20 protein-coding genes and 3 tRNA genes are annotated in these 26,270 nt (G+C 57.0%); 8 read left to right on the plus strand and 15 right to left on the minus strand.

Annotated elements, in window-relative coordinates; all coding sequences use genetic code 11:
* Positions 1-32 precede the first annotated feature (32 nt).
* Positions 33-1,400 (plus strand): L-serine ammonia-lyase, encoded by a 1,368-nt coding sequence (locus tag M8013_RS07160; RefSeq protein WP_271267107.1) that lies wholly within the window; start codon positions 33-35, stop codon positions 1,398-1,400.
* Positions 1,401-1,511: 111 nt separating this feature from the next.
* The gene (gene xni, locus M8013_RS07165) at positions 1,512-2,267 is read left to right on the plus strand and encodes a flap endonuclease Xni (protein WP_271267108.1); all 756 of its coding nucleotides are present in this window, start codon (positions 1,512-1,514) and stop codon (positions 2,265-2,267) included.
* 48 nt (positions 2,268-2,315) lie between these two features.
* Here xni and rlmM read toward each other — a convergent pair whose 3' ends face one another.
* From rlmM to M8013_RS07185, 4 genes are all read right to left on the minus strand, one after another.
* Entirely contained in the window at positions 2,316-3,416 is a 1,101-nt protein-coding gene (rlmM, locus tag M8013_RS07170; protein WP_271267109.1) for a 23S rRNA (cytidine(2498)-2'-O)-methyltransferase RlmM, read from the minus strand.
* Positions 3,409-3,804, minus strand: coding sequence for a DUF423 domain-containing protein (locus M8013_RS07175; protein WP_271267110.1), 396 nt, complete (start codon positions 3,802-3,804; stop codon positions 3,409-3,411). The genes rlmM and M8013_RS07175 overlap by 8 nt, the downstream gene beginning before the upstream one ends.
* A 45-nt stretch (positions 3,805-3,849) precedes the next feature.
* Entirely contained in the window at positions 3,850-4,764 is a 915-nt protein-coding gene (gcvA, locus tag M8013_RS07180; protein WP_271267111.1) for a glycine cleavage system transcriptional regulator GcvA, read from the minus strand.
* Positions 4,765-5,113: 349 nt separating this feature from the next.
* Positions 5,114-5,341, minus strand: a complete 228-nt coding sequence (locus M8013_RS07185) for a YgdI/YgdR family lipoprotein (protein ID WP_271267112.1) — start codon at positions 5,339-5,341, stop codon at positions 5,114-5,116.
* 192 nt (positions 5,342-5,533) lie between these two features.
* On the opposite strand from M8013_RS07185, the gene csdA reads away from it, so the two are divergent.
* Complete coding sequence (csdA, locus tag M8013_RS07190; protein ID WP_271267113.1) at positions 5,534-6,742, plus strand: cysteine desulfurase CsdA; 1,209 nt, start codon at positions 5,534-5,536, stop codon at positions 6,740-6,742.
* Complete coding sequence (csdE, locus tag M8013_RS07195; RefSeq protein WP_271267114.1) at positions 6,739-7,179, plus strand: cysteine desulfurase sulfur acceptor subunit CsdE; 441 nt, start codon at positions 6,739-6,741, stop codon at positions 7,177-7,179. The genes csdA and csdE overlap by 4 nt, the downstream gene beginning before the upstream one ends.
* On the opposite strand, the gene tcdA is transcribed toward csdE, so the two are convergent.
* Together tcdA and mltA are read right to left on the minus strand one after the other, a co-directional pair.
* The gene (gene tcdA, locus M8013_RS07200) at positions 7,170-7,976 is read right to left on the minus strand and encodes a tRNA cyclic N6-threonylcarbamoyladenosine(37) synthase TcdA (RefSeq protein ID WP_271267115.1); all 807 of its coding nucleotides are present in this window, start codon (positions 7,974-7,976) and stop codon (positions 7,170-7,172) included. The two genes, csdE and tcdA, sit on opposite strands and share 10 nt — an antisense overlap.
* Before the next feature lie 92 nt (positions 7,977-8,068).
* On the minus strand, positions 8,069-9,166 hold the full coding sequence (gene mltA, locus M8013_RS07205) for a murein transglycosylase A (RefSeq protein ID WP_271267116.1): 1,098 nt from the start codon (positions 9,164-9,166) through the stop codon (positions 8,069-8,071).
* Positions 9,167-9,373: 207 nt separating this feature from the next.
* On the opposite strand from mltA, the gene M8013_RS07210 reads away from it, so the two are divergent.
* The 3 genes from M8013_RS07210 to M8013_RS07220 all read left to right on the plus strand — a co-directional run bounded on the left by M8013_RS07210 (position 9,374) and on the right by M8013_RS07220 (position 9,699).
* Positions 9,374-9,450 (plus strand) — tRNA-Met (locus tag M8013_RS07210).
* A 44-nt stretch (positions 9,451-9,494) separates the two neighbouring features.
* Positions 9,495-9,571 (plus strand) — tRNA-Met (locus M8013_RS07215).
* A 51-nt stretch (positions 9,572-9,622) separates the two neighbouring features.
* Positions 9,623-9,699: transfer RNA gene (locus tag M8013_RS07220), tRNA-Met, on the plus strand.
* Between the two features lie 88 nt (positions 9,700-9,787).
* Here M8013_RS07220 and amiC read toward each other — a convergent pair.
* Complete coding sequence (amiC, locus tag M8013_RS07225) at positions 9,788-11,041, minus strand: N-acetylmuramoyl-L-alanine amidase AmiC (protein WP_271267117.1); 1,254 nt, start codon at positions 11,039-11,041, stop codon at positions 9,788-9,790.
* A gap of 228 nt (positions 11,042-11,269) precedes the next feature.
* Between amiC and argA the strand changes: the two genes are divergently transcribed.
* Positions 11,270-12,601, plus strand: coding sequence for an amino-acid N-acetyltransferase (gene argA, locus M8013_RS07230; protein ID WP_271267118.1), 1,332 nt, complete (start codon positions 11,270-11,272; stop codon positions 12,599-12,601).
* Between the two features lie 43 nt (positions 12,602-12,644).
* Here the strand turns inward: argA and recD are convergent, their stop codons facing one another.
* From recD to M8013_RS07270, 8 genes are all read right to left on the minus strand, one after another.
* The gene (gene recD, locus M8013_RS07235; RefSeq protein ID WP_271267119.1) at positions 12,645-14,468 is read right to left on the minus strand and encodes an exodeoxyribonuclease V subunit alpha; all 1,824 of its coding nucleotides are present in this window, start codon (positions 14,466-14,468) and stop codon (positions 12,645-12,647) included.
* A complete protein-coding gene (gene recB / locus M8013_RS07240) occupies positions 14,465-18,010 on the minus strand; it encodes an exodeoxyribonuclease V subunit beta (RefSeq protein ID WP_271267120.1) in 3,546 nt (1,181 codons plus the stop codon). The genes recD and recB overlap by 4 nt, the downstream gene beginning before the upstream one ends.
* On the minus strand, positions 18,007-20,889 hold the full coding sequence (ptrA, locus tag M8013_RS07245; protein ID WP_271267121.1) for a pitrilysin: 2,883 nt from the start codon (positions 20,887-20,889) through the stop codon (positions 18,007-18,009). The genes recB and ptrA overlap by 4 nt, the downstream gene beginning before the upstream one ends.
* Before the next feature lie 147 nt (positions 20,890-21,036).
* A complete protein-coding gene (recC, locus tag M8013_RS07250; RefSeq protein ID WP_271267122.1) occupies positions 21,037-24,405 on the minus strand; it encodes an exodeoxyribonuclease V subunit gamma in 3,369 nt (1,122 codons plus the stop codon).
* 12 nt (positions 24,406-24,417) lie between these two features.
* Positions 24,418-24,741 carry a prepilin-type N-terminal cleavage/methylation domain-containing protein gene (locus tag M8013_RS07255; protein WP_271267123.1) on the minus strand — a complete coding sequence of 108 codons (324 nt, stop codon included), beginning with the start codon at positions 24,739-24,741 and terminating at the stop codon, positions 24,418-24,420.
* Positions 24,726-25,130 carry a DUF2509 family protein gene (locus M8013_RS07260; RefSeq protein ID WP_271267124.1) on the minus strand — a complete coding sequence of 135 codons (405 nt, stop codon included), beginning with the start codon at positions 25,128-25,130 and terminating at the stop codon, positions 24,726-24,728. The genes M8013_RS07255 and M8013_RS07260 overlap by 16 nt, the downstream gene beginning before the upstream one ends.
* The gene (locus M8013_RS07265) at positions 25,127-25,690 is read right to left on the minus strand and encodes a prepilin peptidase-dependent protein (protein ID WP_271267125.1); all 564 of its coding nucleotides are present in this window, start codon (positions 25,688-25,690) and stop codon (positions 25,127-25,129) included. The genes M8013_RS07260 and M8013_RS07265 overlap by 4 nt, the downstream gene beginning before the upstream one ends.
* Positions 25,681-26,145, minus strand: coding sequence for a prepilin peptidase-dependent protein (locus M8013_RS07270; protein ID WP_271267126.1), 465 nt, complete (start codon positions 26,143-26,145; stop codon positions 25,681-25,683). The genes M8013_RS07265 and M8013_RS07270 overlap by 10 nt, the downstream gene beginning before the upstream one ends.
* Positions 26,146-26,270: the final 125 nt, after the last annotated feature.

A 26,270-nucleotide genomic window follows, 5' to 3' on the forward strand; every position in this document is an offset into this window, starting at 1 on the left:
CTTCTCTACACACGGAAAGCAAGAGACGCATCATGATTAGCGTTTTCGATATTTTTAAAATCGGCATTGGTCCTTCCAGCTCGCATACCGTCGGGCCAATGAAAGCCGGTAAACAATTCACGGATGACCTCATTTCACGCGGCATTTTGCGCGATACCACCCGCGTGGTGGTTGATGTCTATGGTTCCCTTTCGCTCACCGGCAAAGGCCACCATACCGATATCGCCATCATTATGGGCCTGGCAGGCAACCTGCCGGATACCGTTGATATTGACGCGATCCCTGATTTTATTCAGGACGTGAATACCCATGGCCGACTGCTGCTGGCCGATGGCGAACATGAAGTTGAATTCCCCGTAGATCGCTGCATGAATTTTCATGCTGATAATCTGTCGCTGCACGAAAACGGGATGCGGATCACCGCCCTGGCCGGCGACAAAGCAATTTACAGCCAGACTTATTACTCCATCGGCGGCGGGTTTATCGTCGACGAAGAACACTTTGGTCAGAGCAACAGCGCGTCTGTGGCGGTGCCGTATCCGTATAAATCGGCGGCAGACCTCCAGCGCCATTGCCAGGAAAGTGGCCTGTCGCTCTCCGGCCTGATGATGAAAAATGAACTGGCGCTACACAGCAAAGAAGCGCTGGAAAAGCACTTTTCCGACGTCTGGGACGTCATGCGCGGCGGTATTGAACGCGGTATCACTACCGAGGGCGTTCTGCCGGGCAAACTGCGCGTCCCGCGTCGTGCGGCTGCGCTGCGCCGGATGCTGGTCAGTAGCGATAAAACCACCAGCGATCCAATGGCGGTCGTGGACTGGATCAACATGTTCGCGCTGGCTGTCAACGAAGAGAACGCCGCGGGTGGCCGCGTGGTTACCGCACCCACCAACGGCGCCTGCGGCATCGTTCCGGCGGTGCTGGCCTATTACGACAAGTTCATTCGCGAAGTGAACGCCAACTCGCTGGCACGCTATATGTTGGTCACCAGCGCGATCGGTTCGCTGTATAAAATGAACGCCTCTATTTCTGGCGCAGAAGTCGGCTGTCAGGGTGAAGTGGGCGTGGCATGTTCCATGGCGGCAGCAGGCCTTGCTGAGCTGCTGGGCGGCAGCCCGATGCAGGTGTGCATTGCGGCGGAAATTGGCATGGAGCATAACCTTGGTCTGACCTGCGATCCGGTGGCCGGTCAGGTTCAGGTGCCGTGCATCGAACGTAACGCCATTGCCTCGGTGAAGGCGGTCAATGCTGCACGTATGGCGCTGCGCCGTACCAGCGAGCCGCGTGTATGCCTCGATAAAGTGATCGAAACCATGTACGAAACCGGCAAAGACATGAACGCCAAATACCGTGAAACCTCTCGCGGTGGACTGGCAATGAAAGTGGTCACCTGCGATTAAGCCCCACAGGAGCTTCGTTTTGCGAAGCTCCTTCCCGTTCTCCCCGCCTCTCGTAGTTTCATCCCGCCGACGGTGTTACCCTTGATCCATTGGATTTAAGAGGGATTATCCGTGGCTGTTCATCTACTTATTGTCGACGCGCTGAATTTAATTCGCCGTATCCACGCGGTTCAGGGCACGCCCTGCAAAGATACCTGCCTGCACGCGCTGGAGCAGCTTATTCGCCACAGTCAGCCCACCCATGTGGTGGCAGTGTTCGATGACGAGGCGCGCAATACCGGTTGGCGCCATCAGCGTTTAGCCGACTACAAAGCCGGACGCGCGCCGATGCCGGACGATCTGCACGCCGAAATGCCGGTCATTCGCGCGGCCTTTGAGCAACGCGGTGTGCCCTGCTGGGGCGCACAGGGCAACGAAGCGGACGACCTGGCCGCCACGCTGGCGGTAAAAATCGCCAGTGCCGGGCATCAGGCCACTATCGTCTCCACTGACAAAGGCTACTGTCAGCTGCTTTCTCCGACCATCCGCATCCGCGATTATTTCCAGAAGCGCTGGCTGGATGCTCCCTTTATTGCCGCCGAGTTTGGTGTGTCGCCCCATCAGTTGCCGGACTACTGGGGTCTGGCGGGGATCAGCAGCTCAAAAGTACCGGGCGTAGCGGGCATTGGCCCGAAAAGCGCCGCTCAGCTGCTGACCGATTTTCAGGATCTGGAAGGCATTTATGGGCATCTGGATGAGGTGCCGGAGAAGTGGCGCAAAAAACTGGAGGCACACAAAGAGATGGCATTTATTTGCCGGGACGTGGCTCGGTTACAGACAGATTTACAGCTCGACGGGAATTTACAGCAGTTGCGGTTAGAACGGTGATTTGACTCTTCCCTCTCCGCGATAGGGAGAGGGTTAGAGTGAGGGAGATTATCTCTCGTCGCGACGTCCACCTGTCGATGCCCACCAGCGGCGGACATGCACAGTCACTTCTTCGCGATCGTGGTACAGCTGGCGCGCCTGAATCACCACGTTAATGCCGTGTTCATCCATCTGCTGCTGGATGTAGGCCAGGTTTTGCGAAACTTCCTCATAGCGCTTTTTCATTGGCAGCTTAAGGTTAAAAATGGTCTCACGACACCAGCCGTTTACCAGCCAGGAGGCCATCAACGCCGCCACTTTCGCGGGTTTCTCGACCATATCGCACACCATCCAGGTGATGTTGTTACGGGTTGGACGATAGCGGAAACCATCTTCACGCAGCCAGGTCACCTGCCCGGTATCCATCAGGCTTTGCGCCATTGGGCCGTTGTCGACGGAAGAAACCCACATATTGCGTTTCACCAGTTGATAGGTCCATCCCCCCGGACATGCTCCGAGATCGACTGCGTACATTCCGTTTGCCAAACGCTCGTCCCACTCGTCAGCAGGAATAAAGACGTGAAACGCCTCTTCCAGTTTCAGCGTTGAACGGCTTGGTGCATCAGCCGGGAATCTCAGGCGAGGGATGCCCATAAAAAATGGCGAGTTATTGGTGGTGTACGAGTACCCGGTATAGCAACACCCTGGGGCAATAAAGAAGATATGCACAACCGGACGTTTTGGCGTCTCGTAGTTGGTCAACACCCCCACTTCGCGCAATGCCGCACGTAGCGGCACGGTGAACTTGCGGCAGAACTTCATCAGTTCTTTGCTTTCGTTGGTATCTGCGACTTCAACGCGCAGATCGCCACCCTTTTCAACCACGCCTTGCAGCATGCCAACAATCGGCGTAATGCGATCTTCAGGGGGAAGATCTTTCAGTAGTTCACCCGCAACGAACATCTGGCGGGCAAAAATCATCGAGCTAAACGGCAGTTCGCGAACCAGTTTGTCCGCGTCTTCTACCTGATAGCATTCAAAAATGACATAGCCAGCATTTTCTTTTACGCGGGCAAAACCAAACACGTCGCGCTTCGCCGCTTTATCAGTGATTTCCGCGGCACACTCTTTTTCAAAGCCCGGGCGACAATATAAGACAACTTTATTCATGAACAACGCCCTTGCGTTTCAGACGGATAGAACCGATTAACATTAATACCCACCCGACGAGGAAGCTAACGCCGCCGACCGGGGTAACAAACGCCCACAGGCGTAGATGAGACAGCGCAAGGCAGTACAGGCTACCGCTGAACAGCACGGTACCCAGCGCCATAAATACGCTGCTCCAGTAAAACCAGATACTGATGCGACGCTGCATCGCCACGGCCAGTCCGAAGATGGCCAGCGTATGAAACGCCTGATATTCCAGGCCGGTGTGGATCCAACCCATCTCCACAACGCCCAATGATTTACGCAAGACATGTGCGCCAAAAGCACCCAGCGCAACAAAAATAAAGCCACTTACTGCGGCAAAAATCAGCATAAAACGGCTGGTCATCTGTCTGTCCTAAAGTAGTGCGCATCCTGCGCGCAAAAGAGAGTGTTACTCATAGCGAAAGCGAAATTTTTCTTGCTCGTTTGCCGTCTTTGCCAGGATCCACTGGCGAAACGCGGCTATTTTACCCAGTTCTGCCTGACTGTCATGACAAACCAGATAAAACGCGTTCTTACTGACCAGAACATCATTAAAAGGACACACCAGACGACCTGCCTCTATTTCGGATTGCGACATCACGTTATTCGCCAGCGCAACGCCCTGACCGTGGATGGCCGCTTGCAGCACCATTGCGCTATGGCTAAAGATCGGCCCCTGCTGCACGTTGATATGGTTCAGACCAAGCTGGCGAGTATAAGTTTGCCAGTCACGACGAGAAGCATCATGCAACAGCGTGTGCTTCGCCAGATCGGCAGGCGTTTTTAACGCCTTATCACCCGTTAACAGTAGCGGTGAACAGACCGGCAGCAAATATTCTGCGTACAATTTTTCGACACGCAGTCCTGGCCAGTTGCCTCGACCATAAAAAATTGCCACGTCAACGTCGTCCGCGAGCTTGTCTTCCTGACGGTCGACCGCCTGGATACGAACATCGATTCCCGGATAAGCTGAGTTAAAGCTTGAGAGTCTTGGCACCAGCCATTGGATAGCAAAACTGGGCAATAAACTGACCGTCAGCGCGCCTTTCGCGCTCCGGGCCTGAAGCTTGCGAGTCGCCTCGGTTAAATGGGAAAAGATCTCTTTGATATCCTGGAAATAGCTCTGCCCTTCTTCCGTCAAAAGCAGCGAACGATTGCGCCGACGGAACAGCTTGAGCCCCAGGAAATCCTCGAGAGACTTGATTTGGTGGCTGACTGCGGCCTGAGTCACAAAAAGCTCATCAGCCGCACGCGTGAAGCTTAAATGACGCGCAGCTGCATCAAATACACGTAATGCATTCAGTGGTGGTAATCGCTTGGACATGGTTATCTGGCTTAGATGTTAACGGCTTTTAACAAACAGGAAACAACGTTTAACCTATTAGTTTTTTTTATCTGAGCCATTATAATTTGTCCGTTGAGGAACTACCAGCAAATACCTATAGTGGCGGCACTTCCTGAGCCGGAACGAAAAGCTTTTTTTGGAATGCGTGTTCTGATGGGCTTTTGGCTTACGGTTGTGATGTTGTGTTGTTGTGTTTGCAATTGGTCTGCGATTCAGACCTCGGTAGCAACGCTACCAATTTTTCACTTCCTGTACATTTACCCTGTCTGTCCATAGTGATTAATGTAGCACCGCCCAATTGCGGTGCTTTTTTTTGTCTGCTATTCCGTTATTTTTTGAGCTCAACCATCTCTTTCACATCTGAGTGGTTAATTTGCTGCTTGTTCCCATTCGCATCCTTGTACGAGATCATCCCGGTTTCATTGTCGGTTTGCGGCTTGCCGTCAGAAACAATCGAGCGGCCATCGTTGGTGTGCATCACGTAGTTAGGGCTGGAACAGGCGCTCAGTGCAAAGGACAGCATACAGGCAGAAACTATTGCGATAGACTTTTTCATGTTCTTCTCCTTCAGCAATTAATGCTATGTGAACCTTAATTAATAACAGGCTAAAACATCTTCCTGACTCTATTTCAGCATAACCTGCTTCCTCCGTTACGCTTGAATAAACAGACAATTCCGATAGAGATCAACCTCCTTGCCCTGCCGCTCATTTTGCGCGACGATCTGACGATGACGAAGAGGAATTCCATGAACGCATTCAGCCCTGCCCATTTCCGCGCGCAGTTTCCGGCGCTGGCCGATGCCGGTGTCTATCTTGACAGCGCAGCGACAGCACTCAAGCCGCAGGCCGTCATTGACGCGACGCACCAGTTTTACAGCCTGAGCGCAGGCAATGTTCACCGTAGCCAATTTGCCGAGGCGCAACACTTAACCGCGCGCTATGAAGCCGCGCGCGATCAGGTTGCCAGCCTCCTCAATGCCGAAAGCGGCAAAAATATTGTCTGGACGCGAGGCACCACCGAAGCCATCAATATGGTGGCCCAGTGCTATGCCCGTCCACACCTGCAGCCGGGCGATGAAATTATCGTTAGCGAGGCAGAACACCACGCTAACCTCGTGCCGTGGCTGATGGTAGCCGAACAAACCGGTGCCCGGGTGGTGAAGCTCCCCCTGGGTGCAGACCGCCTTGCAGATGTCGCCCGCCTGCCGGAACTGATCACCCCGCGCAGCCGCATCCTCGCGCTGGGGCAGATGTCCAACGTAACTGGTGGCTGTCCGGATCTGGCCCGCGCCATCAGCATCGCCCACGCCAATGGCATGGTGGTGATGGTGGACGGCGCGCAAGGGGTAGTACATTTCCCGGCAGACGTGCAGTTGCTGGATATCGACTTCTACGCCTTCTCCGGGCATAAGCTATACGGACCGACCGGTATCGGGGCCCTGTACGGCAAAGCGGAACTGCTGGAACAGATGACCCCGTGGCTCGGCGGCGGCAAAATGATCACCGAAGTGAGTTTCGACGGCTTTAAAACCCAGGACGTACCCTATCGTCTGGAAGCCGGCACGCCGAACGTCGCCGGGGTGATTGGCCTGAGCGCAGCGCTGGAGTGGCTGGCGGATATCGATCTGCATCAGGCCGAGAGCTGGAGCCGCGGCCTGGCAACGCTTGCTGAAGACGCCCTGCAAAAGCGCCCCGGTTTTCGCTCTTTCCGCGTGCAGGATTCGAGCCTGCTGGCGTTCGATTTTGCTGGCGTGCATCACAGTGACATGGTGACCCTGCTGGCGGAGTACGGCATTGCCCTGCGCGCCGGTCAGCACTGCGCACAGCCGCTGTTGGCGGCACTTGGCGTCAACGGCACGCTGCGCGTCTCGTTTGCCCCTTATAATACGCAAAGTGATGTCGACGCGCTGGTTGCTGCCGTCGATCGCGCCCTTGCCCTGCTGGTGGATGAATGACAAGCTCAACTCTGGCCGGACACCCGTTCGGCACCGTCATCACTGAAGAGACGTTAAAACAGACCTTCGCCCCGCTGAATCAGTGGGAAGACAAATATCGCCAGCTGATCCTGCTGGGCAAACAGCTGCCTGCCCTGTCCGATGAACTGAAGGCGCTGGCAAAAGAGATCCCCGGCTGCGAAAACCGCGTCTGGCTTGGCGTCACGCGCATTGAGGAGAAGCTACATTTCTTTGGTGACAGTGAAGGTCGGATTGTACGCGGGCTGCTGGCGGTTCTGCTGACGGCGGTAGAAGGGAAAACGGCGGCACAGCTGCTGGACGCAAGCCCGCTGGCGCTGTTTGATGAGCTGGGTCTACGCGGCCAACTGAGCGCCTCGCGCAGCCAGGGGCTGGCTGCGCTGAGTGAAGCGGTGCTGGAGGCGGCGCGTCAGGCCTGACGGTCAGCCTTCGCCATCATCTTTTTCAGGGCGTGAGATACCGCAATAAAGCCAAATGTCGCGGTCACCATGGTGGCCGCGCCAAAACCGGAGGCACAGTCCATCCGTTTTGGCCCTTCTGCCGTGCTTTTCATCGCACACACCGAGCCATCCGCCTGCGGGTACACCAGCGCTTCAGTTGAGAAAACGCAGTCCACGCCCAGTTTGCCTTTGCTGTTTTTTACCACCCCAAAGTCACTCTTCAACCGCTCGCGCAGTTTTGCCGCCAGCGGATCCTGAATGGTCTTTGCCAGATCGCTCACCTGGATCTGCGTCGGATCGATCTGCCCGCCCGCGCCGCCGGTGGTCACCAGCGGAACTTTGTTGCGACGACACCGGGCGATCAGCGCGGCTTTAGGCCGCACGCTGTCGATAGCATCGATCACGTAGCTGTAACCTGCGCCCATGTACTGCGCAACGTTCTCGGCCGTCACAAAATCGTCGATCACCGTTACCCGGCATTCCGGATTGATCTGACGGATGCGATCCGCCATCACCTCAGACTTGGCCAGCCCGACGCTGTCACGCAGAGCGTGGATCTGCCGATTGGTGTTGGTAACGCAAACATCGTCCATGTCGATTAATGTAATGGCGCCGATCCCGGTTCGTGCCAGCGCTTCCGCCGCCCATGAGCCCACGCCGCCAATCCCGACCACGCAAACGTGCGCTTCGGCAAAGAGTTGTAGGGCTTTTTCACCATATAAACGCGCGGTGCCACCAAAACGCTGGCGCCAGGCTTCGCTCATTACTACAGACATAGGACCTCAGATGTAAAAAGGGTGAGAGTCGCCCCTCACCCCAGCCCTCTGTTAATCAGAGGGAGGAAAACAGTGCCGAAATATTATCACACTCAGCCGCTAAAAACGTTGCCTGCTCCCGGTGCGGTTTTCAGCACCCAGACGCGTCCGTAGTGGTTATACCAGCCCGCGCGGTGGCCTGCATCCGGGCCAATACCCTGGTAGATGTCAAAGTGCTGACCTTTAATGGCACCGCCCACGTCCAGCGCCACCATCAGGCGTAATTCGTACTGGCCGCTGAACTTGCCTTCATTATTCAGCAGCGGCACTTCGGCAAGCAGAGTGGTACCCGGTGGGATCACGGTCTTGTCAGAGGCAACCGATGCACGACCGATCAGCGGTACGGCACTCGCACCTTTCACCGGGGCAAAGTTTTGCGGTTTAAAGAAGACAAAGGAAGGGTTTTGTTCCAGCAGCTCGCGTACTTCATATTCACTGTGCTTTTCCCCCCACTCGCGGATCGCCTGCATCGACATATCTTCTCTCTTCACTTCACCGCGGTCGATCAGCACCTTGCCGATGCTGCGATAGGCGTGACCGTTCTTGCCGGAGTAGCTAAAGAAGTTGAGCGGGCTACCGTCGCCATAATCAATATAGCCGCTGCCCTGCACATCCATAATGAAGTTATCCATTAGCGAGTTGCTGTACGCGAGGATGTAACTCTCGTTCAACGCACCGGAATAGATCTCGGCGCGGGACGGTAGGCGGCCACGTTTTGGCGGCATGCGGTATATAGGATACTTGAACTCACCCTGTGCGGTATGACGCGCCTGCACGACCGGGGTGTAGTAGCCAGTGAACTGGACGTTACCGTAATTATCGGTACCTTCCATCTGCCAGGCATCAAGACCGTACTGGCGCATGGTGCGAGTATCACCCCCAGCGCGGAGCCAGTCCTGAACGGCATTATAAATAGTGTTCTGCGAACCATACAACCGCGGTGACGCACTGCGGATCTGGCTCACCTGTTCCGCATAGTCGCCGCCGTTGATTGGCGCGCCCACGGCTTCAGGCTGGTTCACTAAAGAGAAAGGCTGGGTGAATTTCCCGTCTTTATATTGCTGACCGCGATCGGTCGGTTTGGAGGTACAGGCTGCAAGCATTGTTACCAGTGCGCCCGTCATCAGATACTTCGCCCAACGTCCTTTCATTGTCTCTCGTCTTTAAGTTGCCCGTTTCTGCGAATTGAAGATAACAAACCGACAGGGGTATTGAAATGCGATTACATGCCCTTAGCTAAATTTTGCGCAATAAACACTCTGATTGTTGCCAAATTGTTCAAACAAAGCCTAATTTTATGAATATTACCAAAAAGGGTTGCAACAAAAAGTCATCCGAGTATAGTGCGCATCCACGGACGCGGGGTGGAGCAGCCTGGTAGCTCGTCGGGCTCATAACCCGAAGGTCGTCAGTTCAAATCTGGCCCCCGCAACCAATTAAAATTTGATGAAGTATTTTTCTACAGAGTAGAAAGACGGACGCGGGGTGGAGCAGCCTGGTAGCTCGTCGGGCTCATAACCCGAAGGTCGTCGGTTCAAATCCGGCCCCCGCAACCAATCAAATTTGAAGAAGTGAAGAAGTAAGTTTCTACAGAGTAGAAAGACGGACGCGGGGTGGAGCAGCCTGGTAGCTCGTCGGGCTCATAACCCGAAGGTCGTCGGTTCAAATCCGGCCCCCGCAACCAATACTTCTTAAAACAAATAACACCCTCAAGGGTGTTTTTTTGTATCTGCAGTTTGTCATTTTACCGGGCGTTAACCCGGCATCCCTGATTATCCTCTTCTGGCAAGCGTCGCCCCGTCAGAGAAATAGGCCTTTATCCCGGCCAGAATTGACTCCGCCACTTCCTGCTGGAACGCCGCCGTTTTGAGCTTGCGCTCCTCTTCCACGTTACTGATAAATGCCGTTTCAACCAGAATCGACGGGATATCCGGCGCTTTCAGGACCGCAAACCCTGCCTGTTCAACGCTGTTCTTATGCAGTTTATTCACCCTGCCCAGCTTCCCCAGCACCGCTTTACCAAACTTCAGGCTGTCGGTGATGGTCAGCGACTGCACCATATCGAACAGCGTGTGATCGACATAGCGATCGCCGCTTTTGCTGACGCCACCGATCAGGTCAGAGGCGTTCTGTGAATCCGCCAGCAGTTTTGCAGCGGTACTGGTTGCCCCTTTGGTCGACAATGCAAACACCGACGACCCACTGGGCTGACGGCTGGTAAAGGCGTCCGCATGAATTGAGACAAACAGATCTGCGCGCTGCTTTTGCGCTTTGGCAACCCGCACCTTCAGCGGAATAAAGACATCTTCGTTGCGCGTCATGTAGGCGCGCATATTGCTTTCTCTGTCGATCAACGCCTTCAGGCGACGACCAATTTGCAGCACCACGTCTTTTTCACGCGTGTGGTATTTCCCCACCGCACCGGAGTCTTCCCCGCCGTGTCCAGGATCGAGCATGATCACAATCGGGCGGTCGCGCCCGGCTCTCCCCGGTTTCGGCCCGCTTTGTGCTGGCGGAACCTGCTTTTCGAGATCGCCCTTGTTGTAATCTTCGAGTAAGGCCAGCAGCGGATCCTGAATATCCGTCGCATTCGCCGGATAGAGATCCATCACCAGACGTTCTTTGAAACCGGCTACCGGCGCGAGGGCAAACAGCTGCGGCTTCACGTTCTGCTTCAGTTCAAACACCATCCGCACGGTGTTGGGATCAAATTGCCCGACGCGCGCGGACTTGATGTAAGGATCGTCGCCACGGATCTGCGCACTCATCCCTTTCAGCACCGAGTTCAGGTTTACGCCTTCGATATCCACCACCACACGCTCAGGATTGCTCAGCGCGAACTGCTTATAGTTCAGGATCCGGTTTGACTCGACCGTGACGCGGGTATAAGTCGACGATGGCCAGACGCGCACCGCGACGACCTGACTGACGGCAGCGAGCCCCACCTGACTTACGCTAAGCAACCACATGGCCCCGGCCCCTTGTAAAAGGCGGCGACGACTTAATGCTTTACTGGATCCCGACATGCCTCTCCCGAGCAAAGATATCGAATAATTTCTCATTACGTCCAAATTGACCGAAAACTTTAACGAATGATGCATAAGCTGTCACCCAGAAAAGGGTAAACAATCATACGTTAACCTGCGCTTCGGTCTGATTTTCTTTCTTACGACAAAAAGTTTGGCTTGCGCGCAAGGTGATATTCGAATAAAAATACAAAAATTACGAATAAACATTCATTAAGGGGTTGTGCTGTGGTGAAGGAACGTCGAATCGAACTGGTCCAGGGTTTCCGCCATTCTGTTCCCTATATCAATACCCATCGGGGAAAAACGTTTGTCATCATGCTGGGCGGCGAAGCCATTGAGCATGAAAACTTCTCCAGCATAGTTAATGATATCGGCCTGCTGCACAGCCTGGGTATTCGCCTCGTGGTGGTTTATGGCGCCCGCCCGCAGATTGAAGCCAATCTGGCCGTTCATCAGCACGAACCGCTTTACCACAAATATACCCGCGTCACCGATGCTAAAACGCTGGAACTGGTTAAGCAGGCCGCTGGCCTGCTGCAGTTGGACATTACCGCGCGGCTGTCGATGAGCCTGAACAATACCCCGCTGCAGGGCGCGCATATCAACGTGGTCAGCGGCAACTTTATTATTGCGCAACCGCTGGGCGTTGATGACGGCGTGGATTACTGCCACAGCGGACGTATTCGTCGTATTGATGAAGAGGCAATCCACCGCCAGCTGGATGGCGGTGCGATTGTCCTGACCGGCCCGGTCGCCGTCTCCGTCACCGGTGAGAGCTTTAACCTCACCTCAGAAGAGATTGCCACTCAGTTGGCCATCAAGCTGAAAGCCGAGAAAATGATCGGCTTCTGCTCCTCGCAGGGTGTAATCAACGAGCTGGGGAATATTGTCTCTGAGCTGTTCCCTAACGAAGCGCAGGCACGGGTTGAAGCCCTGGAAGAACAAGGCGATTACTACTCCGGCACGGTGCGTTTCCTGCGTGGGGCGGTCAAAGCCTGCCGCAGCGGCGTGCGTCGCAGCCACTTAATCAGCTATCAGGAAGACGGTGCCCTGCTGCAGGAGCTCTTCTCCCGCGACGGTATCGGTACCCAGATTGTGATGGAGAGTGCCGAGCAGATCCGCCGCGCCACCATCAATGACATCGGCGGGATCCTTGAGCTTATCCGCCCGCTGGAGCAGCAAGGGATCCTGGTACGTCGCTCGCGCGAGCAGTTGGAAATGGAGATCGATAAGTTCACGATTATTCAGCGCGACAATCTCACTATTGCCTGTGCCGCGCTGTATCCGTTCCCGGAAGAGAAGATTGGTGAAATGGCCTGCGTGGCCGTCCACCCGGACTACCGCAGCTCTTCACGCGGCGAGGTGCTGCTGGAGCGGATCGCCGTTCAGGCGCGTCAGCAGGGCCTGAGCAAACTGTTTGTGCTCACCACCCGTAGCATCCACTGGTTCCAGGAGCGCGGTTTCTCACCGGTGGATATCGATTCCCTGCCTGAATCCAAGAAAGAGATGTACAACTATCAGCGCCGCTCGAAGGTGCTGATGGCGGATTTAACCTAACCCGCCTTTCCCTCTCAGGCCGGCACATGCCCGGCTAACTGAATTACATCGCTTCGAAAATAGCACTCAGGCCGCTGCGTCGCTCGGTACGCGTTGTGACGGCCTGCGCCAGCACACCTTCATCGGCATACAGTGACAACCGCTGACGGGCGCGGGTGATAGCGGTGTACACCAGCTCCCGCGTCACCACAGGTGACATCTGCACCGGCAGTATCAGCGCCGCATGATCGAACTCAGAGCCCTGAGATTTGTGTACCGTCATCGCCCAGGCGGTTTCATGCTCCGGCAGGCGGCTGGGTTGCACCGACTTCACGCTGCCATCCGGCATCTGGAACCAGACGCGCAAGCCCTGACCGCGATCCAGCGCAATCCCGATATCGCCGTTAAACAGCCCCAGTGCGCTGTCGTTGCGTGAAATCATCACCGGTCGCCCCTCAAACCAGCGGGAATACGGCTGATGGCTGATTCGTCGTTTTTGCACCAGTACCTGCTCCAGCCTTTCGTTGAGCCCGGCAACGCCGAAGGGCCCATCGCGTAAGGCACACAGCAGTTGATAACGTCCGAATGCGGCCAGAACCTCTTCTGCCGGGGCCTGCTGGTGTACGGTGTCGAGAAAATACCGGTAGCCCAGCAGGGCATCCTCGAGCATCGCCAGATACTCTTCGCCACTCTGCAGCTGTTTTTTCTCGATATCGTCGAACCCACCGTCAAACACCGCGCGCATCGCCTGCCGATCGCCGCGATTCACCGCCGCCGCCAGCTTGCCGATACCGGAATCACTGCCAAAACGATAGCTTTTTTGCAGCAGGCACAGGCTGTCGCGCAGCGCGCCAGCGACCGGGCTGACGTTGCCCTCTATGTGACACCCGGTCAGTTCAGACAGCTCCTGCGCACGCTGGGCAGTAAAGCCCGCGCTGGCCCAGGTGCAAATATCCCCCAGTACCGCCCCCGCTTCCACGGAGGCCAGCTGATCGCGATCGCCAAGGAAAACCACCCTGGCATGGGACGGTAAGGCGTCGATCAGACGCGACATCATCGTCAGGTCGATCATCGAGGCTTCGTCTACTACCAGCACGTCCAGATGCAGCGGATTACCGGCATGGTAGCGCAGACGCTGGCTGCCGGGCTGCGCGCCAAGCAAACGGTGCAGCGTACTGGCTTCGGTCGGGAACAGCTTGCGCTGGCTGTCGTTTAGCGGCAGCTTTTGCAGCGCCCCGCCCAACGACTGGGTCAAACGTGCGGCAGCTTTCCCGGTGGGGGCGGCCAGCCTGATGCGACACCGCCCTTCCCCCGTCATCTGGATCAGCGCCGCCAGCAGCCTGGCGACGGTGGTGGTTTTGCCGGTTCCCGGCCCACCAGAAATCACCGAGATGCGGCGGGTTAACGCCACCGCTGCCGCCACTTTTTGCCAGTTGACGGCTTCGTCCGAGCTAAACAGCGCGTTCAGCGTGCGCTGCATGTCACCCCTGTCGTGCACCAGCGGCTGGTTGGCTTCATTGAAGAACCCGGCCACCGCCCGTTCGTAGCGCCACAGCCGGTTGAGATAAAGCCTGTCGCCAATCAGCACCAGCGGCGTGGGTAAGTCCCCGACGCTGACGGCCGGCGAGCGCAGCAGCGTCTGCGACCAGTCAAGATTGTCGTCGTGCAACGCAAAACAGGCCTGTAGCAGCGCAGGGGTTTTCGCCTCTACCCGCAGCTGCGACAGCGGCAGGCAGACGTGCCCTTCTCCCGCATCGCGGCTTAGCATCGCTGCCGCCAGCATTACCGCGGGTTCATCGTTCCCCGCCACCATCATTGCGAACTGCACGTCAAGACGACGCAGCACCCGCTGTTCCACGGCTTCCAGTAACAGTTTCTGCATCGTCATTGCGCAAGCTCCTCAAGGCTGGCGGAAAACAGGCTATCCATGCGATCAATGAGTGCTTCATCCGGGCGAGTCGCAAAACATCCTGCGCCTGGCGCGCTGCCGTCGACCCCACGTAAAAAGAGGTAGATAACGCCGCCAAAATGCTGCTGATAGTCGTAGTCAGCAATGCGGTGGCGGAGGTAGCGGTGCAGCGCCAGGGTGTAGAGCTGATATTGCAAATCATAGCGATGGGACTGCATTGCCCTGGCCATTGCCTGCGGGGTATAGGATTCACTGTTTGCCCCCAGCCAGTTGGATTTGTAGTCCAGCAGGTAGTAGCGTCCGTTATGGCGGAACACCAGGTCAATAAAGCCTTTTAGCATCCCGCGCACCTGGCGGAAATCGAGCGGCGGGCAGTGTTGCGATAGCGGATCATACTCGCGGATCAGGGCGTCCAGCGCATCAGCAGTCAGCGGTCCGGCGATGGGCAGATAAAACTCCATCTCCACCTGCTTGTCCACTTCACGCAGCTGGTTCAGGGCGATCCCTTCTTCGTTAAGCGACGCCTGCAGCACCTGGTTTATCCATTCGGTCAGAACGGGCTCCCAGCGGGCGTCGTAGCCGCCCTTTTGCAGCATCTCCAGCATCCACTCCGGGGAGACGGGTTGGGTAAAATCAAGCGCTTCAAACAGGCTGTGTAAAAAGGTGCCCGGCGACGCGCCACGCGGGAACTGGTGCGGAGTAAGCTCCGGCTCCTGCGCCACGTCACCGACGCCTGCGGCATCGACATCGAGCCGCGGCATCAAATCCTGAGCGATGCTGTGTCCATGCTGCTGCAAACCGGAGTAGCTGGTCACCCGCCAGTCATCGTACAGCACGCGGGTAATCTGCCGCGCCTGCAGATCCGGGGTTGACGGCTCCGGCATCTGCCAGCGGGCCGTGTCGGCGACCCCGGCCACCTGCAGCGCAATGGCGTCAGTGCACAGGGTTTGCAGACACTGGCGCAGGCCCGCCGCGTCTTTCGGCTCACCTTTTTGGATCAGCCGCCCGAGCGCGCTCAGATGGAAATCGCTCTCACCCGATTTGTCGCCGCGACGGCGAAACAGCGGCGCGACACCTAAGCTGCAATGCCATACGGATCGCGTCAGCGCGACGTACAGCAGGCGTAAGTCTTCCGCCAGTCGTTCGGCTTCGGCAAGCTCTATGTTGTCGTCGGCCTGGCTTAAGTCGAGTACCGCTTCAAAGGTTTTACGATCGTGATAGAACGCCTGATCCTGCGCGCGGTAATTGGCAATAAACGGCAGCCACACCAGCGGATACTCCAGCCCTTTCGATTTGTGAACGGTGACGATTTTGACCAGATGCTTGTCGCTTTCAAGGCGCATCTGCTGGCTGGAAGCGTTGCTGTTCGGATCGGCAATATGCTGCGCCAGCCAGCGCACCAGAGCGTGTTCGCTCTCCAGCTGGGTTCCCGCCTCCTGCAGCAGTTCGCTGATGTGCAAAATATCGGTCAGCCGGCGCTCGCCCCCGGCGGTAGCCAGCATGTTTTCGGCGATGTTGCGCCGGGCCATAATGTCGCGCAGCATCGCCATAACCCCGCGCTTCTGCCAGCGATCGCGGTAACGGGTGAACTCTTCCACCGCCTCATCCCACCGATCTTCGCTGTCGTTGAGCATGTCGATATCGAGCGCGTTAAGGCCGAGCATCGAGCTTGCCAGCGCGCTGCGCAACGTGCTTTCGCGCTCAGGTGCCAGCACCGCCTGCAGCAGCCAGAGCATCTCCTGCGCTTCCAGGGTTTCAAATACGCTGTCGCGGTTCGAAAGATACACCGATGGAATGTGCAGCAGGGTCAGCGCGTCACGCACCAGCGCGGCTTCCAGACGGCTGCGCACCAGCACCGTAATGTCGGACGCTTTCACCGCCTGGGCTTCATCGCCCCGATACAGGATTGCTTCGCCGCGCACGCCCGCGCTCAGCCAGTCGCGGATTTGCGCCGCGCAGTGCTGGGCCATAAAGGCTTGATAATCCCCGACGCCGCACCCTTCGCCCTCCATCAGCCAAACGTTCATCGCGGGCTGGGTCTCCCCCTGCAGTTCAAAGCGCAGTCCGGCATTTTTGGCGGCGGATTTTACCGGCTGGAAAGGGATCTCACGGAACATAAAAGCATCGTTCATCTGTGAAAACAGGGTATTCACGCTCTCGACCATGCCCGGCGCCGAGCGCCAGTTGGTGTCGAGGGTGTAATGGGCAGCGACTTCGCCCCGCGCCTTCATGTAGGTGAAGATATCCGCGCCACGAAACGCATAGATTGCCTGTTTGGGATCGCCAATCAGCAGCAGCGCGGTGTCCGGCTGCTGACGCCAGATGCGGCGGAAAATACGGTACTGCTGGGGATCGGTATCCTGAAATTCATCAATCATCGCCACCGGGAAACGACCGCGGATCGCCGCAGCCAGCGCCTCGCCGTTCTCACCGTTCAGGGCGGCATCGAGACGACTCAACATATCGTCAAAACCCAGCTCTCCGCGACGGCGCTTCTCACGTGCGACCGCGTCACGGATCTCCGCCAGCGCGCGGGTGATCATCAGATCGTTAAGGGTCAGGGGTTCGGCCAGCAGGGTATCGATCGCAGAAAACAAAGGATGTTCCGGCACCTCGCCACCCGCTTTGGTGCGTTCCGCGAGGAAAGTCTGGGAGAACTTTTCCAGCGCGTCGGGCAATTGATAGCTGTGCTTCTCTTCCTGCGCCCAGGCGGAGAGGCGTTCCACGTATTTTGCCTGATTGCCACGGTTAAACTTGCGCCGGTCAATGCCAGAACGTTCGATAACGGCGTCGATTTCACCCACGCTGTCAGACCACTTTTGTTTCATCCCGGCGATAAGGGCGACGATCTTCTGATGGCGCGAGGCCAGCGTTTCATCCGCCGGTGGTGGCGATTTGATGACGGGGGCTTCCCCCTGCAGATAGCGATCGATGGACCGCAGCAGCGCTTCCGGGCCTTTCCACTGATTGTGTACCGCTTCGGCAATATCGCGCGGCAGCGGGTAGCAGTGGCGACGCCAGAAGTCCGCACAGGCCTGATAGCGTAAGGCTGACTCGTCTTCAATCAGCTGCTGTTCAAACAGCATCCCGGACTCGAAAGCATTGAGGCTGAGCATGCGCTGGCAGAAACCGTGGATAGTGAACACCGAGGCCTCGTCCATCTGCCGTTCGGCCAGCAATAGCCATTGCGCCGCCTGCTGTTTATCGACGATTTCATCCAACAGACGGGCATATAAGGGGTTATCGGTGCTTTGTCGCAGACAGGCGATGCGCAGCTCATGAATGTTGGCGCGGATACGTCCGCGCAGTTCTTCAGTGGCGGCTTCGGTGAAGGTCACCACCAGCAGCTCTTCCACGCTCAGGGGGCGGGAAAAGGCTGCGCTGTCGCCCAGTTTGAGCAACAGTCGCAGATAGAGTGCCGCGATGGTGAAGGTTTTTCCGGTTCCCGCTGAGGCCTCTATTAATCGTTCCCCCTGTAACGGTAAACGTAGGGGGTCAAGGGACTCAGCGGTATCGGTCATTCGTTCTTGCTCCTGGGCATAGATTGCTGCAATTCACTCACGCTCTTCCAGACGGTCCAGCCTTTCGGTGGGGTGTCGGTGGCTTGCTTACTCTGGCTACCGGACACCTGCGACAGGATGGCCATCCCCTGCGGGGCAATCACCGCATGATGGAAGAAGTCGGCCACTTTCTGCGGCGTGAGCTGTTTGATCTCGGCCACTACTTTATCACGCGAATCGAAGCGCATATTGCCGCGATCAAAATCTTTGCTGATCCTTGAGGCCTCTTCACCCAGGGTTTGCGGTGGCTGCGTCACCTGCGTAATGACGGCCTGCTGGATCTGAGCAAATTCTTCAGGCTTTAAGGCCCGCAGCTTCGCTTCTGCCTGCGGGAAGAAGGCCTGGAAACGCTCCCAGAGGAAGGCTGGCTGCTTATCGCTGCTTTGCAGCAGGAAGCCCATCCCCCATTGGCGGCCAACGTTCATCGAGAAGGCAAACACCGCATAGCCAAGCTGCTCTTCGGTGCGCAGCTGATTGTAGAACCACGGCTGAACGATTTGCCCAAGCACCGCGCTGTACGCCGAGCTGGCATATTCATCATAGCTCGTCGGGACAAACACCGCTGCCAGTGCAGAATCGGTACTGCTGCCTGCTTTCTCAAAGATGACGTTCTGCTGTTTATCGACCAGCACATCCTCGTTGCGGCACCATTCGTTCCCGTTAGCCCCCAGCTGCGTACGGACGTTTTGCGCCAGCGTTTTGGCCTGATCTTCGCTCATATTACCGACCACCAGAAACTCCGGTCTGGCGTTGGTTTTCAGGGCTGCACGGTACGCCATCACCTCTTGCAGCGTGATGGAAGGCAGCAGCGCCCGGCGCTCTTCACGCTGGAAATACGGAATTTGCGACAGCATCTGGACCGGCATAATGGCCTGGTCGAAGGCTTTGCCCTTCTCGGCAGAGTCCATCATCTGGGCATACCAGGATTTCGCCTGCGCCAGTTGGTCATCTGTCGCGGTATAGCTGAAATATCCTTCCAGCAACGCCTGGAACAGCTGCGGTAAACGCTGGGTGTAGCCGTTGGCATTGAGCATCAGGCCATTGTTGGCATTGGTGGAGAAGCTGATGCCACCTACCGCTGCCTGGTTGCTAAGCTGATCCAACGCGATCCCGGCCAGGTAATCATTGAGAGCAAACAGTACCTGATTTTTGGCGCTGTCCATCGCCTGTGGGTTACGCAGCACCATGCTGACGTTGGCTTTCGGCTCGCTGGCAAAATAGCGGCTCGGGGTGTAAACCACGCGCAGGTTGGACTCATCCATAATCAGCTGTGGCTGTGGATAGTCTTTGACGGGTTTGATCAGCGTGAAGTCGTCCGGAATATAGGGGTTCAGCTCCGGCAGCTTAAGCGCGATCCCGGCGGCTTTCTGCTGCCAGTCCGCGAAGGTTTTTTCGCTGATCTTGTCTACCTGATACTCGGCATTCACAAAGTAGGCGGTTTTGTTATGCGGTTCGTTCGGGCTGATATACCAGATACGCGCATTCTGCGGCGTCATCATCGCCAGGCGGGCTTTTACCGCGTCGGCATCATACTGATCCGCGATGTTAACGGCATCCAGCGTATGCGCGACTGGCACGCGGATCATGGTGTCAGCCAACCACTCGACATAGTCCATATCGCGGGTGATCGATGGATAGCGGAAATCGAGATCCAGCACGTGCGCCAGCTCGTCAAAGTAGCGTTTGTCCACGCCCTTTTCACGCAGCAGCGAGAGATAGCTAAAAATGGCCGCGACAACTTCATCGCGGTGAGCCAGCCCTTTGTCGGTTAAGGTGGCAGAGATCGCCAGTACGCCGCTGTTGCCGTTGACGACAGGGTCGGAGTCGGCGCGAATACCTTCCACCAGTCCCTGATTTTGCAGCCAGTCGGAGAGCGTGTCGGGGCTACGGTTGCCGACCAGATAGGTCACCAGCTCATCGGTTTTGCTGCGGAACTGGGCGGTGTTGTTATCAATACGGAACTCGACGCGCAGCACCTTGCGCGGCATCGCGGGAACGTAGTGAATGATTAACCCTTTCTGCGCATCAGTCACCACTGGAACGGTGGTTTCCGGTTTGGCGATATCTTTATTCGGCACCCGGCCATAGGTCTGGGCCGCGAGCGTTGCCAGCTCGGGCAGCGGTTTGTTGCTGTACACCACCGCCTTCATCAGGTTGGCAGAGTAATATTTGTCGCGAAAGGCATGCAGCGCGTCAAGAACCGGGCTGTCAGGTTTGTCGCTCAGCGTCTCGAGGTTACCCCCAGAAAAACGCGAGCCAGGGTGTGCCGGGTTGATGGTTTCTGCACTGACCTGGGCCATGCGCATCCCGTCCCGGGTGCGAGCCATGGTCAGCTCGGCGTTCACGGCATTACGTTCACGATCGGCATATTTTTTATCCAGCAGCGGTGCGGCAATGGCGTCCGCAAGGCGATCGACTGCGCCTTCCAGCGCATCGTTTTCCACTTCAAGATAATAGGCAGTACGGTACGGCGCGGTGCTGGCGTTATGGCTGCCACCGTGCATTTTTAAAAATTCGGCAAGGCTGTCAGGCTGCGGATACTTCTTTGAGCCCATCAGCGTCATGTGCTCGAGATAGTGCGCAAGGCCAGGATGAGAGTCAGGATCTTCCAGCGAACCAACCGGCACTACCAGCGCCGACAGGGATTTGACGGCCTGGGGATCGGACACCAGCAGCACGATCATCCCGTTATCAAGGCGGATCGCCTGATACTCGCGGGTATCTTTATCGCTTTTGCGAATCGTTTCCTGAACGGGTTGCCAACCGGTATTTGCCTGACTGAGGGGTGCCCAAAGGGCGACGAACAAAACCAACGTTTTAAATAAGGTGCTGCCTGACATTCACTACCTCTTCATCACGGACATCATCATTAACACGCTTCGTGCCGGGCAAGCCAGCATCTCTTAATGGCGGTACATCAGTCCATGACAAGATGGGCATCATAAATGAATGCCCAAATCTGCGCAATTTTTATACAGACGTCAGGACTAATTAAATCTATACAGCGGTAACAGGTAGCGTCGGGCCTCTTCGGTAATGGTATCGACGTATTCTGGCTCAAGGGTTCGCCACAGGCGTTGATACCAGACATCCTCCCCTTCTCCCCGCACTATCATGTTTCCTTCGTAGGCCTGCAAAAATTTACTGCGCGCTTTTTGCAGGGTGGCCTCATCCGTTAACATGGCATCATTCGTGGCGTCATAACAGGTTTTAATCCACGCCCCCCCACTTTCTGGCAGCAACAGCAGCGGTTTATTCATCCCCAGCTTAAAGCCTTCGATGTACAGTGAGAGATACTCCATCGCCTGCTCGGCGGGCAGCGCCGGGAAGCGCCATTCGCCGTCTTTGCGCACGAACAACCGGCTTTCACCTTCACCGCCGCTCGCACAGTAGACAAGGTGTTCCAGCCAAAGTTGCAGACCTTGCGAAACGCTGAGCATCGATGGCCGCCAGCGCAGCAGCCCGTCCGCCTGCACATGCTGCAGCCAGCCCGTCAGATTGATACCGTTACTGTGAAGATCGATCTCCATGCTTTTGCCCGGCTGGCGGCACTCAATCACCCTTCCTGCCAGCGCCTGCATCTCCTGACATTGGGCATCCCAGGCGATTTCGCCAAAGGCTCCGTAAGGGAGCTCACCCGCCGCGCGATAACGACGGAACAGCTTCTGAGCGTCTTCCTGCTCCACCAGCGCATTCAGCAACTGCTGGTTAAGCTGATAGCGGCTTAACCCCTCGAGGGTAAAGGGCTCTTCATCCGGTATCTCGCTCTCTTCGGAGCGGAAGTTAACCTGCAGACGCATCTGGAAAAAAGCGCGCACCGGATGGGCCCAGAAGCGCTGGAGCTGCTCAAACGCCAGGGTATCAAACTGCCCTGGCGCCAGAGTCTGGATAAAATCGCTGTGGGCCACCCCTTCTCGCTTCGCCGCCGGGAGCCATTCCCGGGCGTAGCTCTGCTGCTCGTTGTGTTCATAGTTCACCGCGTCAAACGGCATCCGGCTATGGCAGCAGGTGATATGCGCTTTCACCCGCCGTTCACTTTCATCACAGTTGAGCGCTTCGTCGCCCGGCAGGTAATGGCTTTGCCCGATGTAGTCGACCAGCTCCTGAACCAATACGGAGGGGAAGCGCTCGCTGTTATCCTGAATAGAGCGGCCGATATAGCTGATATACAGCTGCTGCTGGGCGGAGATTAGCGCCTCGAGGAACAGGTAGCGGTCGTCATCCCGACGGCTACGATCGCCGCGCTGCGGTTTTTGACTCATTAAATCAAAGCCCAGCGGCGACAGCGCGCGCGGGTAGATTCCATCGTTCATGCCCAGCAGGCAGACAACCTTAAAGGGAATAGAGCGCATTGGCATCAGGGTGCAGATATTGACCGGTCCGGCCAGAAAACGCTGGCTGATCCGCTCCTGATCGAGCCGCTGGGTGAGTTCATCACGCAGCAGCGACAGCGGGATCGCTTCGCCATAGTGTGATTCGATACCCTCTTCAATAATGGCCTGCCACTGATGCTCGATGAGCGCCATCGCGGCTTCGGTTTCCTGATCCGGCAGGAAGAAGTCATTGAGCATTTCGCGACAAACCGGAAGCCAGGCCTCAAGCGACCGCGTCTGCATCAGCTCGCGTCGCCAGCGGTTAAGCTGCATCAACAGCGAGGCCAGATGCCCCACCAGCTCGGCGATTAACCCGCTGGATTCATCATACGGCAGGACGGCATTCCATTCGCCCTGGCTGCTCTCCATGGCATAGCCGAGCAACATACGCGTCAGGCCAAATTGCCAGGTGTGCTGACCGGTGACCGGCAGGTCAAATTCCTGCACGTTGTCGTCATCCATCCCCCAGCGCACGCCCGATTCATTAACCCACTGACGCAGGTAGCGCAGGGCATCTTCATCAATATCAAAGCGGGCCGCCAGTACCGGAACATCCAGCAGCGCCAGCACGTCTTCGGGAACAAAGCGGCTGTCCGGCAGGGAGAGCAGGCTGACAAAAGCTTGCAGCGCCGGATGCGACTGGCGCGCACGTCGGTCTGATATGGCAAACGGCAGATAGCGATCGCCCGTGGCGCTGCCGAACACAGCCTGAACATAGGGGCTGTAGCTGTCGATGTCGGCCACCATCACCACGATATCGCGCGGCGTGAGTTCAGGATCGTCTTCCAGCATCGCCAGCAGTTTGTCATGCAGCACTTCGACTTCGCGCTGCGGACTGTGACAAAGGTGCAGCGTCACGCTGCGATCGTCGGGATCAAGCAGACGTTTGCGGTCGCTGCGAGCGAACTCCTTAGCGTTAATGCCTTCTACCGAGCGTTTCTCAAGATCCAGAATATCCAGCTGCACATTATGCAGCAGGCTGTCCGGGGTGATATCGGCAAAGGCATCCACATCCCCTTCACCGGAAGCGGTGAGCTCTGAAAGCATGTAGATATAGTCGCGGCCCAGTTTTCCCCACGAGGCCAGTAACGGATTCGGTAAGTTCTGCACGCCCGCGTCATCAAAGAGCTGCTCCGCCGTGCTGCTGTCTTTAAACAGCGGTACCGTGCGCTCATCAAATAGGCGGCGGCGCTGGCGCGTCACGATGCGGGATAGCCAGCGGGCATCCTGAATATCCCCCCAGTAATGGCGGCAAGGATTGGTGAACAGAATATGGATATCGATGTGTCTGCCCAGCGCATTCAGCGCTTTGAGGTAGACCGGCGGTAAGGCGGAAATGCCGCAGATAAAGACTCTGGACGGCAGCCCGGCGGGCGTCTCGGTTGCTGCGTCCAGCGTGGTGATAAAACGATCGTACAGATTCGCACGGTGCCATTGCGGTTGACCCAGCTTTTCGGTGTGTTCGACCAGCGCCTTCCACAGCGGTGCCTGCCAGATTTGGGCCTGCTCGAGGCCATCAATCCGTTCACCCGCTTCCCAGCGCGTCAGCCATTCCGGGCGATAGACCAGATACTGGTCATAGAGATCCGCCGTCCGCGACGCCAGCTGGAACAGCTTTCGCTTGTCGGTATCGTCGTTAAGATAGTGGCGCAGCATGGTAAATTCATCCTGCGTCAGCATCTCCGGCAGCAGCGACATCAGCTTCCAGCTCATGCTCTGCTTGTTAAATGCGCTCTGTTTCGGGATCTCCGGCAGCACGCGAACAAACATATCCCAGATAAAGCTGGCGGGTAGCGGGAAGTCGATATTGGCGGCAATGCCAAATTTTTGCGAGAGGGACATCTGCAGCCACTGCGCCATACCGGTACTCTGAACCAGGATCATTTCCGGTTCAAAGGGATCGTCGAGCCGCTGTTGCTCGACAATAAATTCCATCAGCGCTTCCAGCACGTCCAGACGGTTTGAGTGGTAGACCCTTAACATCGCTGCTCCCAACTACTGGCTAACCGGGCAGTGCAGGCGTGTCATCTGACCCCGCCGACCCAGAGGAGAAATAAGTGTGACCGCGATGCTGACACATCCGGACGGCGTTGTCTGCATTCGGTTCACCTGCCAGCCTGCAGGGATTTCTGCAGGCGTGAGCTGTGACTGATTCCAGGCCTGACGCCAGACCTGGCGGTACTGTTCCAGCGCCACGAACCGGCTGGCTAATACACGATGATAGCCCGCCAGCGCAGTGACGACGATGACCATCAGCATCATGGCCAGTAAAACTTCCACGAGGCTAAACCCCTGCTGTTTCGCTACGGTTGCTGACACAGCGCACGCTCCTTAAGCGGGCAAAAATCACGCCAGCCGTGCGGTAAAAAGACAATCCCTTCGGCTGTCACCTTTCCCTCGCGCCACAGCGTGATGCTTCCGCTACTGGCAATAAGTACGGCACGCTCATCGAGGATGCGCAGGCAGGCGCGCCACGGCTGCTGGTGATGCTGCTGGCATGCCGCGTCGGCACCCATCGGCCACGGAAGCGTTCTCCCCCACTCCAGCGCTGACTGGGCTGTCGCCTGATGGTAAATGGCCTGACTGTCTGCCCTGACAATACGCATCAGGGTATCAAGCTGCTGGTTGAGCCCGGTCAGCATCAGGCTACCCAACATGAGCAGCAGGAGCACCAATGCCAGCGACGACATCCCCTGCTGGCGGTTCATAAGTTAAACCCGGTGACGCGATGATGGGCTTCAAACCGACCGCCGTGCTGCCCTTTGAGAGAGGCACCTAGCACTATCGTTAATTCCGGTGCAAACCCCGCTCGCAGGACTCGCTGTACCTGAAAATACTCCACGGTGATCCTGCCGGGGTCGGTCACTCTTTCCCACCCGTTGGCGCTGCACTGTGTAGCACCCCGCAGCGTCTCCAGTGCGCCATCACTGAGGCGAAACCCCGTCTGTTCCGCTGCGCCTGCGGGCGTCGTCTCCCAGCGGCCATTGCTGTTTTCATCCCACTGAACAATAACGCATTCGCTCCCCTGGGCAATTTTCAACGCCTCACCCTGGCAGTCACCCGCACAATAGCCCGCCCGCTGCAGGTGCTTACCGATCCCGGCAACGCGCAGCCAAATCTCCTCTTCAAGCTCCTGCTGCTGCGTCTGTAGCAGTATTGCCCGCTGCAAACCCGGTAAGAACCGCGCCGCACTCATCAGCAATACGCTGCTTATGGCCATCGCGACCAGCACTTCGGTCAGTGAAAATCCCTGCTGAGCTACTGGCATGCGAATCCTCCTTTGCCGTTGCACATGCGTATGCGCCCCCACGCCGACACGATAATCAACCATTCACCGGCCTGGCTTTTCAGGCGTATTCGCCCTGCCCAGGCGGTATCCCGCAGGCCATAAAACCCCAGCGCGGGGGTGAGTTCAGTGATGCTGATGTCCGGCCACAGCGGGGCCAGCACAAAAGCATTGTTGCCCTGGCACACGGGAATATCCGTTTCGAGTAAGCACCACTGTTGGCCGGTTTGCTTTAGCGCCACCACGTGATCCCGGTTATATCGCCAGGCGTCGTTGCGCAGCACCACCAGAAAATCGCGCACCTGGCGCGCCGTCTGCCAGAGCTGCTGCTGTTGCTGCCAGCGTCGCCAGCTATAAAGCCCCGTCGCGCTGAGCGTAACGATGAGTGCGACGGCAACCAGCATTTCAATGAGCGTAAAGCCCTTTTCCTTTTTCATGGCGACAGTGTGATGGAAGGAGAAACGCAATTCGAGGCACAGTGATGGGAATTTCGAGACGGGTTCAGTGCTTTCTTGCCGTTTGCACGGCCTTGCAAACGAGCCGGATACAGGCTCGCAAAACC

This window comes from Silvania confinis (genome assembly GCF_025564085.1).
Classification (GTDB): domain Bacteria; phylum Pseudomonadota; class Gammaproteobacteria; order Enterobacterales; family Enterobacteriaceae; genus Enterobacter; species Enterobacter confinis.

Coding starts and splice junctions, on each gene's coding strand:
- M8013_RS07160 (WP_271267107.1), top strand. CDS start 33: ATGATTAGCGTTTTCGATATTTTTAAAATCGGCATTGGTCCTTCCAGC.
- rlmM (WP_271267109.1), bottom strand. CDS start 3,416: ATGAATAAAGTTGTCTTATATTGTCGCCCGGGCTTTGAAAAAGAGTGT.
- M8013_RS07175 (WP_271267110.1), bottom strand. CDS start 3,804: ATGACCAGCCGTTTTATGCTGATTTTTGCCGCAGTAAGTGGCTTTATT.
- gcvA (WP_271267111.1), bottom strand. CDS start 4,764: ATGTCCAAGCGATTACCACCACTGAATGCATTACGTGTATTTGATGCA.
- M8013_RS07185 (WP_271267112.1), bottom strand. CDS start 5,341: ATGAAAAAGTCTATCGCAATAGTTTCTGCCTGTATGCTGTCCTTTGCA.
- csdA (WP_271267113.1), top strand. CDS start 5,534: ATGAACGCATTCAGCCCTGCCCATTTCCGCGCGCAGTTTCCGGCGCTG.
- csdE (WP_271267114.1), top strand. CDS start 6,739: ATGACAAGCTCAACTCTGGCCGGACACCCGTTCGGCACCGTCATCACT.
- tcdA (WP_271267115.1), bottom strand. CDS start 7,976: ATGTCTGTAGTAATGAGCGAAGCCTGGCGCCAGCGTTTTGGTGGCACC.
- mltA (WP_271267116.1), bottom strand. CDS start 9,166: ATGAAAGGACGTTGGGCGAAGTATCTGATGACGGGCGCACTGGTAACA.
- amiC (WP_271267117.1), bottom strand. CDS start 11,041: ATGTCGGGATCCAGTAAAGCATTAAGTCGTCGCCGCCTTTTACAAGGG.
- recD (WP_271267119.1), bottom strand. CDS start 14,468: ATGACGATGCAGAAACTGTTACTGGAAGCCGTGGAACAGCGGGTGCTG.
- recB (WP_271267120.1), bottom strand. CDS start 18,010: ATGACCGATACCGCTGAGTCCCTTGACCCCCTACGTTTACCGTTACAG.
- ptrA (WP_271267121.1), bottom strand. CDS start 20,889: ATGTCAGGCAGCACCTTATTTAAAACGTTGGTTTTGTTCGTCGCCCTT.
- recC (WP_271267122.1), bottom strand. CDS start 24,405: ATGTTAAGGGTCTACCACTCAAACCGTCTGGACGTGCTGGAAGCGCTG.
- M8013_RS07260 (WP_271267124.1), bottom strand. CDS start 25,130: ATGAACCGCCAGCAGGGGATGTCGTCGCTGGCATTGGTGCTCCTGCTG.
- M8013_RS07265 (WP_271267125.1), bottom strand. CDS start 25,690: ATGCCAGTAGCTCAGCAGGGATTTTCACTGACCGAAGTGCTGGTCGCG.
- M8013_RS07270 (WP_271267126.1), bottom strand. CDS start 26,145: ATGAAAAAGGAAAAGGGCTTTACGCTCATTGAAATGCTGGTTGCCGTC.